Genomic DNA, 14,507 nt, shown 5'->3' with positions numbered 1-14,507 from the left:
GCCATGGGCGGCGCCTTCCTCGCCGCCGCCGTTCTCGCCCGCGTCGGCAGCCGCATCGGACTGCCGACCATCCCGCTGTTCATCCTGGCCGGAATCCTGCTCGGCCCGCACACGCCCGGCATCGTGCTCGTCGCCGACCCGCACGACCTGGAGATGCTCTCGGCACTCGGCCTGGTGCTGCTGCTCTTCTACCTCGGCCTCGAATTCCATCTCGACGACCTCAAGGCCGGCGGCCGCAAGATGGCACTCGCCGGTGGCACCTATCTCGCCCTGAACGTCGGCGCCGGGCTCGGCTTCGGCTTCGCGCTGGGCTGGGGCACGTCCGAAGCGCTGGTCCTCGCCGGTGTGCTCGGCATCTCGTCGTCGGCCATCGTCACCAAGGTCCTGGTCGACCTGGGCCGTATCGGCAATCCGGAGACCAAACCGATCCTCGGCATCATCGTCGTCGAGGACGTGTTCCTCGCCCTCTATCTGGCCGCCCTCCAGCCGATCCTGTCGGGCGCCGACAGCCTCTCCGCCGCGGCGGTCGACGGCGGCAAGGCCTTCGGCTTCCTGCTGCTGCTCGCCCTGGCCGCCCGGTTCGGCACCAAGGTCATCAGCAAGCTGATCAACACCCGTGACGACGAACTCCTCGTCATCTCCTTCCTCGGCGCCGCGGTCTTCGTGGCGGGCGTCTCGGAGTGGTTCGGGGTCGCGGACGCGATCGGCGCCTTCATGGTCGGCCTGATGCTCGGCAGTACGTCCTCCGGCACGCGCATCCTCAAGCTGGTCCACCCGCTGCGTGACGCCTTCGGTGCGATCTTCTTCTTCGCCTTCGGCCTCTCCATCAACCCGGGCGATCTGCCGACCGTCCTGTGGCCGGTGCTGGCCGCCGTCGCGGTGACCCTCGCCATGAACGTCCTCGCCGGACTCGCCGCCGCCAAGGTGTACGCCTTCGGCCCGCAGGCCACGGCGAACATCTCCACCACACTGGTGGCCCGCGGCGAGTTCGCCCTGATCCTCGCCACGATGGCGGCGGCCGCGGGGCTGGACGAACGGCTCTCCCCGTTCATCGCCGGATACGTGCTCGTCCTCGCGGTCCTCGCACCGCTGGCCGCCGGAAGGTCGCACTGGCTGGCCCGCATCCTGCCGGGCGGGCGGGGCCGGGATGAAGGCGGTGACAGCGGCAGCGGCGCCGGGCGGGTCTCGGCCCCGGCCCCGGCCTGAGACGACGGCCGGCGTGTCCGGACCCGTGGGCCCGCCTCGCACCCGGACACGTCGGCGCCCACGTTCCGGTGACGGATCAATTCCCGTTGACGAATGTCCGGTTCATGCCGTTTACGTACGGTTTAGGATGTGCGCGACAACAGCAGCAGCGCCCGGTCGTCGTTGACGTCCTTGGCGCATGCCTCGATCAGATGCCAGGCAGCGCCCTCGAAACCGGTGACGACATAGCGGTCGGCCTCACCGGTCAGCCGGTCGATGCCCTCCGCGATATCACGGTCGGACGCCTCCACCAGGCCGTCCGTGAACAGCATCAGCACGTCGCCGGGGGCCAACGAGCCCTTCACCGCGTCGAACTGCGCCCCGTCGTACACCCCGAGCAGCGGGCCCTCCGCTGCCTTCTCCTCCCACTGGCCACTGCCCGAGTGGAGCTGCAGGGCCGGCGGGTGACCCGCCGAGAGGAGTTCGTAGTCGCCCGAATCGAGGTCCAGGACCAGATGGATCGAGGTGGCGAAACCCTCGTCCCAGTCCTGGCGCAGCAGATAGCCGTTGGCCGCCGGGAGGAAACCGTGCGGGGGCAGCGAACCGAGGAGGCCGCCGAAGGCACCGGACAGCAGCAGGGCGCGGGAGCCCGCGTCCATGCCCTTGCCGGAGACATCGGTGAGTACGGCCTCCAGAGTCCGCCCGCCGTTGGTACGGGCGGCGACGACGAAGTCACCGGAGAAGGACTGACCGCCCGCCGGGCGCAGCGCCATCTCGTGGTGCCAGCCCTGCGGCAGCCGGGGCAGGGCGCTCTGTACCCTGATGCGTTCGCGCAGGTCGAAGAGCATGGTGCCGCCGCGTCGCCACGGCACACCGACCCTGGCCCGGAACTGGGCGAGGATCAGCCCGAAGAAGCCGCAGGCCGCGACCACCAGGACGATGCCGGGTGTCACCCGGGCCGGGCCGTCCTCGTACGGGCCCAGCGCGAGCGACTCCACGATCAGAGCGGTGGCGGCGGTCGCGTACAGACCCAGCAGGCTCGCGGGTCGCAGCAGCAGACCGCCCGCGACGATCGGCAGGACGAGCGCGGCCGGTGAGCACCACACCGGATTCAGCAGGGTGGCGCAGGTAATGGCCGGAATGGTGAGCAGCAGACCGGCCAGCGCGATCCAGTCCGATCCGTCGCCGCGGAAGTAGTCGACACCGGATTTGCGCAGCGCGACGCGTGCCCGGTGCGCCGATTTCCGAAATCGGGCCGGGTACGAGTCTGCTCCTGCGCGACGGGCCATTGCGGGGACCTTATCCACCCGGCCGCCTCCGGTGCAGGGGGACCCCGTGACAATGCGTTCGAAATCGGGTCGACCAGCCGCCATGCCCCTGATAGGCATGGCCCATGACTACAGAGCTTCGCGTGTTGCGACCGTCCGAATGGAACGAATGGTTCGAGTGTCTGGAACTCGCATTCGGCGGTGTCGCAGAGCCCCCCGAGCAGCGCGAGCTGGACGAGCAGCTGACCGAGCACGAGCGGTCGATCGGAATCTGGGACGGCACCGATGTCGTCGCCACGGCCGGGGCGTTCAGCTTCCGGGTCGCCGTGCCGGGCGGGGCGCTGGTGCCCGCCGCCGGGGTCACGATGGTGAGTGTCGCGTCCACCCACCGCAGGCGCGGGCTGCTGACCTCGATGATGCGTCGGCAACTCGACGACGTCCGGGCACTGGGTGAGCCGATCGCCGTCCTGACGGCATCCGAACCGGTGATCTACGGCCGGTTCGGATACGGCGCCGCCTCGCGGCAGATGTCCCTGACGATCGACACGGACCGGGTGCGGCTGACGGTGCCGCAGGGCACGGACGAGGTGCGTCTGCGTCACGCGAAGCCGGACGAGGCGATGGCCGCGTGCGAGGGCGTGTACGAGCAGTTGGTGGCCGGCCGCCCCGGCACGCCGGCCCATGGGCCCGGCTGGGAGCGGAAGCCGATGGTCGACCCGGTGAGTTCCCGGCAGGGCGGTTCGGCGCAGCAGTGCGTGCTGGCGGAGCGGGACGGGGAGATCGTCGGCTGTGTGACATATCACATCAAGCCGGACTGGGAGCCGTCCGGCCCCAAGGGCACGGTCACGGTGAACGATCTTGCCGCGCTGGACCCGGCGGCGTACGCGGCGCTGTGGCGGTTCGTCTTCGAGATCGACCTGACGTCGACGGTCGAAGCGCGGAACCGGCCCGTCGACGATGCGGTGCTGCACCTGGTGTCGGATGTGCGACGGTGCAACATCCGGGTTCGGGATTCGCTCCATGTGCGGCTGGTGGAGCTGGGGGCGGCACTGGAGGCGCGGACATATCGGGCGCCGGTGGATGTGGTGTTCGAGGTCGAGGATGCGTTCTGCCCCTGGAATGCGGGGCGTTGGCGGCTCACGGGTGACGCGAAAGGGGTCGCGTCGTGCCGGCGGACCGATGACGCGGCCGATCTCGCCCTCTCGGTACGGGAGTTGGGCTCGGCGTATCTGGGCGGCGAGTCGCTGAGCGCGTTGGCCCTGGCCGGGCGGGTACGGGAGCTGCGGTCCGGCGCGCTGGCGGAGGCGTCGCTGGCGTTCTCGTCGGACGCGGCGCCCTGGTTGCCCCGGGGGTTCTAGGGGCGCGGTGGTGGTCCGGGGCGCGGAACTCTGCCTCGGGCCCCGCCCGGCCGCTTTTCCCTCGAACGCCGGACGGGCCGGGATGTGCCCCGCTAAGCGCGCTGGCAGCCCGGGCACCAGAAGAGGTTGCGGGCGGCGAGGTCGGCGGTGCGGATCTCGCCGCCACAGATGTGACAGGCCTGCCGGGCCCTGCGGTACACGTACACCTCGCCGCCGTGGTCGTCGACGCGCGGCAGACGCCCCATCGCCTCCGGCATGTGCTCGGGGCGGACCGTGTCGATCCGGTTGTTCCGTACGCCCTCGCGCATGAGCACCACCAGGTCGGCCCAGACCGCGTCCCACTCCGCCCGCGTGAGGTCCCTGCCCAGGCGGTACGGGTCGATCCCGTGCCGGAACAGCACCTCCGCGCGGTAGACGTTGCCGACCCCCGCGATGACCTTCTGGTCCATCAGCAGGGCCGCGACGGTGATACGGCTGCGGGAGATCCGCCGCCAGGCCCGCTCGCCGTCCTCGTCGGTCCGCAGCGGGTCCGGGCCGAGGCGGTCGTGTATCGCGCGCTTCTCGGGGTCGGTGATCAGCGCGCACGTGGTGGGGCCGCGCAGATCCGCGTGGTGGCCGTCGGTCACCAGGCGCAGCCGGACGGTGTCGGTGGGCGGCGGGGCCGGGGTCGTACCGAAGCCGAGCTTGCCGAAGAGGCCCAGGTGGATGTGGACCCAGCCGGCGTCCTCGAAGCCGAGGAAGAGGTGCTTGCCGTGGGCATCGACGCCGGTGAACGTGCGGCCGTCCAGCAGCGCGGCGCTGTCGGAGAACTTGCCCTGCGGGCTGCTCACCCGCACCGGCCGCCCGGCGAACCTGTCCCGGTGGTCCGCCGCGAGGCGGTGGATCGTGTGTCCCTCGGGCACGGCGGCGACTCTCCTCGGTGACGTAGGGACGCGGCGACGGGGTGACGCGGGGAAACGACTGTGCCGCCGGGAACACCGGCGGCACAGGGGTGGAGGCCGGTCAGCCCTGCTGCGGGTGGTGGGCCGGGATCGGGGGGAGCTCGCCGGTCGTCTCGTACGCCGTCAGCATCTCGATGCGGCGGGTGTGACGCTCCTCACCCGAGTACGGAGTGGCGAGGAAGATCTCGACGAACTTGGTGGACTCCTCCACCGAGTGCATCCGGCCACCGATGGCGACCACATTGGCGTTGTTGTGCTCTCGGCCGAGCGCGGCGGTCTGCTCGCTCCAGGCGAGTGCGGCGCGCACGCCCTTGACCTTGTTGGCGGCGATCTGCTCGCCGTTGCCGGAACCGCCGATCACGATGCCGAGGCTGTCCGGGTCCGCGGCCGTCTTCTCGGCGGCACGCAGGCAGAACGGCGGGTAGTCGTCCTGGGCGTCGTAGATGTGGGGGCCACAGTCGACGGCCTCGTGGCCCTGGGCCGTGAGCCACTCGACGAGGTGGTTCTTGAGTTCATAGCCGGCATGGTCCGAGCCGAGGTACACGCGCATGTTCCGAGTGTGGCACGAGCATCGCCGGGTAAGCGCCATCGGGGCCGGACCGGCGGTGGAACCTGCGGCTGGACTCCATGTGCGGGCCCTGTGTGTGCAACGCCACTCAGGCAATTCGGAAGGAAGGGTTCCGCTTCCACGGTTCCGCGGGCTTCAATGCATCACTCGCTGCCGCACCCCACTTCGGCAGCTGGGCACGCATCGCGTGATCCGGAAACGTAAGGATTCGATCCATGACGTCGCAGAAGACTCTGGCCGGGCCGGGCCACCAGCCCGCCAAGCCGGACCGGTCGAACGGACCGGACACACCGGGCTCCTCCGACGGTCTCCAGGCAGGCCTCAAGAACCGCCATCTCTCGATGATCGCCATCGGCGGTGTCATCGGCGCGGGCCTCTTCGTGGGCTCCGGCGCAGGCATAGCCGCCGCGGGACCGGCCATCCTCCTGTCGTACGCGCTGGTCGGCCTGATGGTCGTCTTCGTGATGCGGATGCTCGGCGAGATGGCCGCGGCCCGTCCCAGCTCGGGCTCCTTCTCCGCCTACGCCGACCAGGCGCTGGGCCGCTGGGCCGGCTTCTCGATCGGCTGGCTGTACTGGTTCTTCTGGGTCGTGGTGCTCGCCGTCGAAGCCACGGCGGGTGCCAAGATCCTGGAGGGCTGGGTGCCGGGCGTCCCGCAGTGGGCGTGGGCTCTGATCGTGATGGTCGTACTGACCGCGACGAACCTGGTCTCGGTCGGGTCGTACGGCGAGTTCGAGTTCTGGTTCGCCGGGATCAAGGTCGTGGCGATCGGCGCGTTCGTGGTCGTCGGAATGCTCGCCGTCTTCGGGCTGCTGCCCGGCTCGGACAACCCCGGCTCGGGGCTCGCGCATCTCACCGACACCGGCGGGTTCTTCCCCAATGGACCCGGCGCCATCCTCACCGGTGTGCTGATGGTCGTCTTCTCCTTCATGGGCAGCGAGATCGTCACCCTCGCCGCCGGCGAGTCCGAGAACCCGCAGCGCGCCGTCCAGAAGGCCACCAACAGCGTGATCTGGCGGATCGCCGTCTTCTACCTGGGCTCGATCTTCGTCGTGCTCACCCTGCTGCCGTGGAACGACCCCTCGATCCTGAAGGAGGGCAGCTATGTGGCCGCCCTCAACTCCATCGGCATCCCGCACGCCGGTCAGGTGATGGACGTCATCGTGCTGACGGCCGTGCTGTCCTGCCTCAACTCCGGCCTCTACACCGCCTCGCGCATGGCCTTCTCGCTCGGCGGCCGCGGGGACGCGCCGAAGGCATTCGCCCGGACGAACAAGCGCGGCGTGCCGCAGGCGGCCATCCTGTCCTCCGTCGTCTTCGGCTTCGTCGCCGTGTTCTTCAACTACCAGTGGCCCGACACCGTCTTCCAGTTCCTGCTGAACTCCTCCGGTGCGGTCGCCCTCTTCGTCTGGCTGGTCATCTGCTTCACCCAGCTGCGGATGCGGGGCATCATCCTGCGCGAGCAGCCGGAGAAGCTGGTCGTGCGGATGTGGCTCTTCCCGTACCTCACCTGGGCGACCATCGCGATGATCTCGTTCGTCCTCGTCTACATGCTGACCGACGACAGCGGACGCGAGCAGGTGCTGCTCTCACTGCTCGTAGCGGCCGTTGTGGTGGCGATCTCGCTGATCCGTGAGGTCCGGAACCGCAAGAAGCGCACCGCTGTGGAAACCCCCAGCAATACCTGACGGCAGATGTCAGGTTTACCGGGAAGGCTCTCCGTCGCAACGCCACCGAGCGAGCGAACGGAGAGCCTTCTCATGTCTTGTGCCCCTGCCGATGTCCCGGCCGATGTCCCGGCCGATTTCGAGACCGGCTTTCAGACCGGTTTCGCCATCCGTCCCGACCTCGTCGTCGAGGCCGCCCACGCCGATGACGTACGGACCGCCGTGGCCGACGCCGCCGGGCGCGGCCTCCCGGTCCACGTCCACGCCACCGGCCACGGGCTGCCCGGGGCCGTCGAGGGCGGGGTACTGATCAGCACCCGCCGGATGGACTCCGTCGAGGTCGACCCGGTGCACCGCACGGCCCGGATCGGCGCGGGCGTCACCTGGGGCCGGGTCATCGAGGCCGCCGCACCGCACGGACTCGCCCCGCTGAACGGCTCCTCCCCGGGTGTCGGCGCCGTCTCCTACACCCTCGGCGGCGGTCTGGGCGTACTGGCCAGGGAGTTCGGGTACGCCGCCGACCATGTGCGCGCACTCGACGTGGTGACCGCCGACGGCGTACTGCGCCATGTCTCCCCGGACAGCGAGCCCGATCTCTTCTGGGCGCTGCGCGGCGGCGGGCACCGGCTCGGTGTCGTGACCGGAATGGAGATCGGGCTGGTCGAGGCCGGGCGGCTGTACGGCGGCTCCATCGCCTTCGACGGAGGCGGAGGCGGAGGCCGCGACGGAGATGGGGACCGGGACGGCGTGACGGCCGCCGAGGTGATCCACCGCTATCTGGAGTGGACCCGGACCGTCCCCGACGCACTGACGTCATCGCTGTCCGCCCTGCGGTTCCCCGACGTCCCGCAGATGCCGGAGCCGATGCGCGGCCGGTATGTGGTCTCGGTGCGGGTCGCGTACACGGGCAGCCCGGCGGAGGGCGAGCGCCTGGTCGCGCCGCTTCGGGAGGTCGGGCCCGCACTCGCGGACTCGCTGCGGGAGATGCCGTACACCGACAGCCACACCATTCACAGCGACCCGCCGTTCCCGCACGCCTACTACGGCGACAGCGTGGTGCTCGGAGATCTGGACGCGGAGCGTGCCGTGCGCACGCTGGAGCTGACCGGGCCGAAGGCGCCGATGATGACTGTGGTCCAGCTCAACCACCTGGGCGGCGCGCTGGCCGTACGGCCCGCCGTCGACAACGCGGTGCCCTACCGCGAGGCCGGATTCCTGCTGCGGCTGCTGTCGCCGCTCGACGGCACGGATGTGGCGTCGGTACGGGCCCTGTACGCGGAGGTGGCCGCTGTGCTCGCCCCGCTCGCCCTGGGCCGTTCACTGAACTTCTCCTTCGGCGGCGGGGACCGCACCGACGGCTTCCACGAGGCGCGGACACGGAAGAGGCTCGCCGGTCTGGTGTCGCGTCACGACCCGGCGAGCCTCTTCGGAGGGAGCTACGGCATCAGCCGCGACGGCCGATGAGCTTCCAGGAAGCGGGCAGCGCGCCCATCGCCAGTGCCGCCTTCAGCGCGTCGCCGAGCAGGAACGGCACCAGGCCGGCCGCGATCGCGGCGCTCGCCGACATGCCGGTGGACAGCGCCAGGTACGGGACGCCGACCGCGTAGATGATCGCGGAGCCGAGCACCATCGTGCCCGCGGTGCGCAGCACGGAGCGGTCGCCGCCGCGGCGGGCGAGGCCGCCGACCACGGTAGCGGCCAGCAGCATGCCCAGGACGTAGCCGAACGAGGGGAAGCCCATGCCGGAGGTGCCCTCGGAGAACCAGGGCATGCCCGCCATGCCGACGAGCGCGTACACGGCGAGGGAGAGGAAGCCGCGGCGGGCGCCCAGCGCGGTGCCGACGAGGAGCGCGGCGAACGTCTGGCCGGTGACCGGGACCGGGGAGCCGGGGACCGGGACGGCGATCTGGGCGGCGATACCGGTGAGCGCGGCGCCACCGAGGACCAGCGCCGTGTCGACGGCGTAACGGTGCCTGGCGGCGGGCAGCAGGTCGGCGAGGACCGCTCCGGTACGGGCAGGGGCGGCGGCAGCAGTACTCATCGGGACTCCGCGGGGTGAGGGCAGGTGGGGACAGACTGAGGCTGACGTTAGCCCAAGGGTTAACGCTCGATCACCATCAGTGGCCCACAAAGCGGTGGTTGAGGCATTGGTGGGGTTCACACAAAGGGGCTTGCACAATCACGTGATGGCGTGATGCTCGTCACTGAGGTGGGTGCGGAACTGCTCATATTTTTGCCGGGAGAGACTGTCGGGAGAGACTGTAGGTTCCTGCCAAAAACCGTCCAGCACCCTCCTGGGGTCAGGCCGGCGACCGCACCGGCCGTCGCCCCGTGCCCGGGTGTGCACCTTGTGTGAGCATCGTGCCCGTATAGCGGACAGCGGTTCCCTGTGAACGGGGTGCGCGCTCAGACTGTGCGCGCACGTCCCCCCACGTCTCACCTACCGAACAGAGCTTGTCCATGTCCCGGAATTCCGCGTCTCCCCCCACCGACGGCTCCCCGGTCGCCGTCTCCGACGCCAAGACCGATTCGGCGCTCACCCACGGGCTCAAGCAGCGCCATCTTTCGATGATCGCCCTCGGCGGTGTCATCGGCGCCGGACTCTTCGTCGGCTCGGGCGCGGGTATCGCCGCCGCGGGCCCGTCGATCGTCATCGCGTACGCCGTCTCCGGGCTGCTGGTCATGCTCGTGATGCGGATGCTCGGCGAGATGTCGGCCGCGAACCCGGCCTCCGGTTCCTTCTCCGTCCATGCGGAGCGGGCGATAGGGCCGTGGGCGGGGTTCACCGTGGGATGGGCGTTCTGGGTGCTGCTCTGTGTTGCCGTCGGCCTGGAAGGCATCGGCGCGGCGAAGATCGTCACCGGCTGGCTGCCCGGTACGCCGGAGTGGGCCTGGGTCGCGCTGTTCATGGTGGTCTTCCTGGGCACGAACCTGGCCTCGGTGAAGAAGTTCGGCGAGTTCGAGTTCTGGTTCGCCGCCCTCAAGGTCGTGGCGATCACGCTCTTCCTGGTCCTGGGTGTGCTGGCGATCCTCGGTGTACTGCCGGGCACGGACGCCCCCGGCACCACCAACCTCAAGGGCGAGGGCGGCTTCATGCCGAACGGCGCCGAGGGCCTGGTGATCGGACTGCTCGCCTCCGTCTTCGCGTACGGCGGTCTGGAGACCGTCACCATCGCAGCGGCCGAGTCCGAGAACCCGGTGCAGGGTGTCGCCAAGGCCGTGCGCACGGCGATGTGGCGGATCGCGCTCTTCTACGTCGGCTCGATGGCGGTCATCGTCACGCTGGTCCCGTGGGACGACCCGAAGGTCGTGGAGGTCGGCCCGTTCTACGCGGCCCTGGACCACCTCGGCATCAGCGGCGCCGCGGAGATCATGAACGTGGTCATCCTGGTCGCCCTGCTCTCCGCGATGAACGCCAACATCTACGGCGCCTCGCGCATGGCCTGTTCGCTGGTCGCCCGTGGCCAGGGCCCGAAGCGGCTCGGCAGGATCTCCTCGGGCGTCCCGCGCACGGCCGTCCTGGTCTCGTCCGTGTTCGGCTTCCTGTGCGTGCTGCTCAGCTACTGGCGCCCCGACGACGTCTTCCCGTGGCTGCTCAACATGATCGGCGCGGTGATCCTCGTCGTCTGGATCTTCATCGCCCTCTCTCAGGTGGTCCTTCGCGACCGGCTGGAGCGCGAGGCCCCGGAGAAGCTCGTCGTACGGATGTGGCTCTTCCCGGTCCTGACGGTGGTGGCGCTCCTGGCCATGCTCGGCATCTTCGTCCTGATGCTGCGCGAGCCGGACACCCGTGACCAGTTGGTGGCGTCCGGCGCCCTGACCGTCGTACTGGCGGCCATCGGTGTCGTACGGCAGCGGCGGTCCGTGGCCGTCAAGGGCTGACGTCCGGTGCGCACGGCACATTGAGCGAGAGCAGCGCACCGCCCTCCTCCCCGATCCGCACCTCGCTCAGGGCCGTGTTCCGCAACCGCGGGAAGACCCGGCGGTAGGCGCCCAGCGGAATCGACAGCAGTTCGCACAGCACGAGCCGCAGCAGTGTGTTGTGCGCAACGACGAGCACCCGCTGCCCCGGGTGCCCGTCCGCGATCCGGCGCAGCGCCATCGCCCCGCGGGCCGCCGCCGACCGGGGGTCCTCAGCACCGGGGAAGGGGTGGGTCACCGGGTCGGCGCGGTACTCCCGGGCCCGCTCCGGGTGCTCGGACGCGAACTGAGCAAGGGTGCGCCCCTCCACCTCACCGAAATCGCATTCGCGCAGGTCGTGTTCGCGCCGGGGGACGAGACCGAGCGCCCAGCACGCGGGCTCTGCCGTCTCGATCGCGCGCGTGAGCGTCGACGTCCAGATCGCGTCGACCGGGTGCCGGACCGCCCACTCACCCAGCTGCCCGGCCTGGCGGCGTCCTTCGTCGGTGAGGGCGATGTCACTGACCCCGGCATAGCGGTTCTCCGCATGCCAGACGGTCTGACCGTGGCGGGCGAGCAGCAGGGTGGCGCTCGGACGGGCTGTCATGGTCTCTCCGTTCGAGTACGGGCGTGTGCGGCGACCGGGCCGGGGAGCCAGCCGCGTCGCTCCAGTTCGTCCACCAGCGTGAGGTACGGCTCGGTGTATCGCGCGGTACGCGCCGGGTCGGGGCGCAGTACGTGCCGCAGTCGTACCATCCGGCTCGCCGCCTCCTGCAGCGTGGTCGTGGCCGGCGCCCCGTACGCGGCGAGGACGGCCATGCCGAGCGCGGGTTCGCTGTACTGGGGGATGTACACGGACCGGCCCAGGATGTCGGCGCGCAGCCGGCTCCAGTAGCCGCTGCGGACCGCGCCACCGGTGAAGGTGAGCCTGCCGTGCAGCGGGGCGCCGAGCAGGTCGAGGTAGTCGAGGCAGAGCCGTTCGGCCAGGCCCACCCCGGTCAGCAGGGCCACCCAGTGCTCGGCGTCGGAGGCGGGCTCGCCGAGCAGGAACCCGGTGGCCTGCGGCGCGACGAAGGGGAAGCGTTCACCCGTGGCCACCAGCGGATACGCCACCACACGGGCCGGCTCGTGCGCGCGGGCCAGCGCGTCCATGCGGGCCGGGTCCGCGTCCGGGAAGGCGGTGGTCAGTGCCCCGCCGCCGACCCCCGAGGCCCCACCCGGCAGCCAGCTCCCGTCCGGAGCACGGTGGCTGTAGACCACCCCGGCCCGGTCCACGACCGGCGACGAGGTGACCCCCTTCAGGACCAGCGTCGTACCGAGCACCGAATTCCAGGAGCCCACGGTGAGCGCACCGGAGGCGATCTGCGCCGCGCACCCGTCCGTCATCCCGGCCACCAGGAGCGTGCCCGCCGGAATCCCGGTCTCCTCGGCCGCCGCCCGGCCCACCTCACCGATCCGTGTTCCCGGCCGCACCACGTCCGGGAACAGACCGTCGGGCAGGCCCAGCTTGCCGAATCTCCGCCGCGGCCAGTCGTCCCGCTCCAGGTCGTAGCCGGTCTTCAGGGCGTGGCTGGAGTCGGTGGGCAGAGGGGTTCCGGCGAGCCGCGCCAGGACCAGATCGGCCTGATGCATGACCCGTACGGCCTCGCCCGCCCCTCCCCCGTACTCCCGCAGCAGCCACATCACCCTGGGCAGCGCCCAGCTGGGCGGGGTCCGGGCCCTGGCCGCCTCGGTCACGGCGCGCCCGTCGTCGTACATCACTCCCGGGGTCAGCGGCCGGCCGGCCCGGTCGCCGAGCAGAACGGTGCCGGAGGTGGCACAGACGGCTAGCGCACGCGGTGCGGGGCAGTCGCGCAGCGCCTGGCGGCTGGCCGCGCACACGGCCGTCCACCAATCGAGGGGCCGCTGCTCATGCCGTACACCGTCGCGTCTGCCCGCGAGCGGGGCGGAGCCGCTGCCGAGTATCTCGCCGCGGTCTCCTGCCACCACCGCACGGACGCTCTGCGTGCCGAGATCGATGCCCATCCACATATCGGCCCTCTCTGTGAACTTCTCACTCTGCACCGAGAATTTCCGTTGCGCGAGGGATTGACGGCCAACTTCCGTTGTTCCAAGCTCTGTTAACCAGTCGACTCAACGTGTGAATGGGCACCGCCCCAACTCATCTCCGGCCGGACCGTGGAGGTCACGGATGGACATGCACGCGCACGACCGGCGACGGTTCCTCGCCATCGGCGCGGCGGCGGCCGCGTCCGCCACCCCGCTGCTCACCGCCTGCGGCGCGGGCTTCGGCAGTGACAACAGCAAGGGCGGCGGCTCCGCGGCCGACGATGTCACCGGCTCCTTCGACTGGAAGCGGGCCAAGGGCAGGACGGTCAAGGCGCTGCTCAACAAGCATCCGTACACCGATGCCCTGATCGCCGATCTGAAGGCGTTCACCGAGAAGACCGGCATCAAGGTCGAGTACGACGTCTTCCCCGAGGACAACTACTTCGACAAGCTCACCGTCGACCTCTCCAGCGGACGCGCCTCCTACGACGTGTTCATGCTCGGCGCATACATGGTGTGGCAGTACGGGCCGCCGGGCTGGCTGGAGGATCTCGGCCCGTGGATGCGCAACTCCTCGGCGACCGGGGCCGAATGGGACCAAGCGGACTTCTTCCCCAATCTCCTCTCTGCGGACCAGTGGTCGCTGAAGGCGGGCGCCCCGCTCGGGCAGGGCGGGCAGTACGCGCTGCCGTGGGGCTGGGAGACCAATGTCGTCGCGTACAACACCGAGGTGTTCAGGAAGCTCGGCCTGAAGCCCGCCGAGACCTTCGACGAGCTGCGCGAGGTCGCCGGGGCGATCACCCGCCGGGCGCCGGGGGCGGGCTTCGACGGGATGTACGGGGTCGCGGTGCGCGGCTCGCGCAGCTGGGCGACGATCCACCCGGGCTTCATGACGATGTACGCCCGCAACGGGCTGAAGGACTTCACCGTCGAGAGCGGGAAGGTGAAGCCCGCGATGAACTCCCCGGAGGCGATCGCGTTCACCCGGGACTGGGCGGAGATGGTCAAGAAGGGCGGGCCGCCGTCCTGGACCTCGTACACCTGGTACCAGTGCTCCAGCGACCTCGGCGCGAAGAAGGCGGGAATGCTCTTCGACGCGGACACCGCCGCCTACTTCCAGGCGGTGAAGGGGGCCTCTCCGGCGTCCGGGAAGATCGCCTTCCACCCCGGCCCCAAGGGCCCCGACGGTTCGCTCGCCACGAACATGTGGATCTGGTCGCTCGGCATGAGCGCCAGGAGCCGCAACAAGTCCGCGGCCTGGCTGTTCCTCCAGTGGGCGACCGGCAAGGAACATCTGCGCAAGGGCGCGATCGAGTACAACCACATCGACCCGGTACGCAAGTCGGTCAGCCAGGACCCCGCGTACAAGGACAGGATGCGGGCCATCCCCGGCTTCATCGAGACGTTCGAGACGGTCGTCGACCGGACGGAGATCCAGTTCACCCCGCAGGAGCAGTTCTTCGACGCGACGACCAGCTGGGCCGCCGCGCTCCAGGAGATCTACGGCGGGAAGAACGCCTCCTCCGTACTGAACTCGCTGGCCGGCGATCTGGCGTCGAAGGTCGGCTGAC

At 70.3% G+C, this 14,507-nt stretch carries 12 protein-coding genes; 6 read left to right on the top strand and 6 right to left on the bottom strand.

Features of this window, described 5'->3' with window-relative positions; all coding sequences use genetic code 11:
* Nucleotides 1-3 precede the first annotated feature (3 nt).
* A complete protein-coding gene (locus IEZ15_RS04545) occupies nucleotides 4-1,206 on the top strand; it encodes a cation:proton antiporter (RefSeq protein WP_189274416.1) in 1,203 nt (400 codons plus the stop codon).
* 122 nt (nucleotides 1,207-1,328) lie between these two features.
* Here the strand turns inward: IEZ15_RS04545 and IEZ15_RS04540 are convergent, their stop codons facing one another.
* The gene (locus IEZ15_RS04540) at nucleotides 1,329-2,474 is read right to left on the bottom strand and encodes a PP2C family protein-serine/threonine phosphatase (RefSeq protein ID WP_114244492.1); all 1,146 of its coding nucleotides are present in this window, start codon (nucleotides 2,472-2,474) and stop codon (nucleotides 1,329-1,331) included.
* 104 nt (nucleotides 2,475-2,578) lie between these two features.
* Between IEZ15_RS04540 and IEZ15_RS04535 the strand changes: the two genes are divergently transcribed.
* On the top strand, nucleotides 2,579-3,811 hold the full coding sequence (locus tag IEZ15_RS04535) for a GNAT family N-acetyltransferase (RefSeq protein WP_114244493.1): 1,233 nt from the start codon (nucleotides 2,579-2,581) through the stop codon (nucleotides 3,809-3,811).
* A 92-nt stretch (nucleotides 3,812-3,903) separates the two neighbouring features.
* Here IEZ15_RS04535 and IEZ15_RS04530 read toward each other — a convergent pair whose 3' ends face one another.
* Both IEZ15_RS04530 and IEZ15_RS04525 read right to left on the bottom strand, forming a co-directional pair.
* Nucleotides 3,904-4,713, bottom strand: a complete 810-nt coding sequence (locus IEZ15_RS04530; RefSeq protein ID WP_114244494.1) for an Fpg/Nei family DNA glycosylase — start codon at nucleotides 4,711-4,713, stop codon at nucleotides 3,904-3,906.
* A 100-nt stretch (nucleotides 4,714-4,813) separates the two neighbouring features.
* Nucleotides 4,814-5,302, bottom strand: coding sequence for a ribose-5-phosphate isomerase (locus IEZ15_RS04525; protein WP_114244495.1), 489 nt, complete (start codon nucleotides 5,300-5,302; stop codon nucleotides 4,814-4,816).
* Between the two features lie 233 nt (nucleotides 5,303-5,535).
* On the opposite strand from IEZ15_RS04525, the gene IEZ15_RS04520 reads away from it, so the two are divergent.
* On the top strand, nucleotides 5,536-7,008 hold the full coding sequence (locus IEZ15_RS04520) for an amino acid permease (protein ID WP_189274413.1): 1,473 nt from the start codon (nucleotides 5,536-5,538) through the stop codon (nucleotides 7,006-7,008).
* Nucleotides 7,009-7,080: 72 nt separating this feature from the next.
* On the top strand, nucleotides 7,081-8,451 hold the full coding sequence (locus tag IEZ15_RS04515; protein ID WP_189274412.1) for an FAD-binding oxidoreductase: 1,371 nt from the start codon (nucleotides 7,081-7,083) through the stop codon (nucleotides 8,449-8,451).
* Here IEZ15_RS04515 and IEZ15_RS04510 read toward each other — a convergent pair.
* Nucleotides 8,432-9,028, bottom strand: a complete 597-nt coding sequence (locus IEZ15_RS04510) for a biotin transporter BioY (RefSeq protein ID WP_189274410.1) — start codon at nucleotides 9,026-9,028, stop codon at nucleotides 8,432-8,434. The two genes, IEZ15_RS04515 and IEZ15_RS04510, sit on opposite strands and share 20 nt — an antisense overlap.
* Before the next feature lie 419 nt (nucleotides 9,029-9,447).
* Here IEZ15_RS04510 and IEZ15_RS04505 point away from each other — a divergent pair, with 419 nt between their 5' ends.
* Nucleotides 9,448-10,869 carry an amino acid permease gene (locus tag IEZ15_RS04505; RefSeq protein WP_189274408.1) on the top strand — a complete coding sequence of 474 codons (1,422 nt, stop codon included), beginning with the start codon at nucleotides 9,448-9,450 and terminating at the stop codon, nucleotides 10,867-10,869.
* Here IEZ15_RS04505 and IEZ15_RS04500 read toward each other — a convergent pair.
* The gene (locus tag IEZ15_RS04500) at nucleotides 10,859-11,494 is read right to left on the bottom strand and encodes a histidine phosphatase family protein (RefSeq protein WP_114244500.1); all 636 of its coding nucleotides are present in this window, start codon (nucleotides 11,492-11,494) and stop codon (nucleotides 10,859-10,861) included. The two genes, IEZ15_RS04505 and IEZ15_RS04500, sit on opposite strands and share 11 nt — an antisense overlap.
* Nucleotides 11,491-12,918 (bottom strand): FGGY-family carbohydrate kinase, encoded by a 1,428-nt coding sequence (locus IEZ15_RS04495; protein ID WP_114248998.1) that lies wholly within the window; start codon nucleotides 12,916-12,918, stop codon nucleotides 11,491-11,493. Before IEZ15_RS04495 ends, IEZ15_RS04500 begins: the two co-directional genes overlap by 4 nt.
* Nucleotides 12,919-13,078: 160 nt before the next feature.
* On the opposite strand from IEZ15_RS04495, the gene IEZ15_RS04490 reads away from it, so the two are divergent.
* Nucleotides 13,079-14,506 carry an ABC transporter substrate-binding protein gene (locus tag IEZ15_RS04490; protein ID WP_189274406.1) on the top strand — a complete coding sequence of 476 codons (1,428 nt, stop codon included), beginning with the start codon at nucleotides 13,079-13,081 and terminating at the stop codon, nucleotides 14,504-14,506.
* Nucleotide 14,507: the final 1 nt, after the last annotated feature.

Source organism: Streptomyces atratus (assembly GCF_014648655.1).
Lineage (GTDB): Bacteria > Actinomycetota > Actinomycetes > Streptomycetales > Streptomycetaceae > Streptomyces > Streptomyces atratus.
The sequence above is the reverse complement of the archived record's forward strand: the minus strand, read 5'-3'. Positions and strand labels throughout refer to the sequence as shown.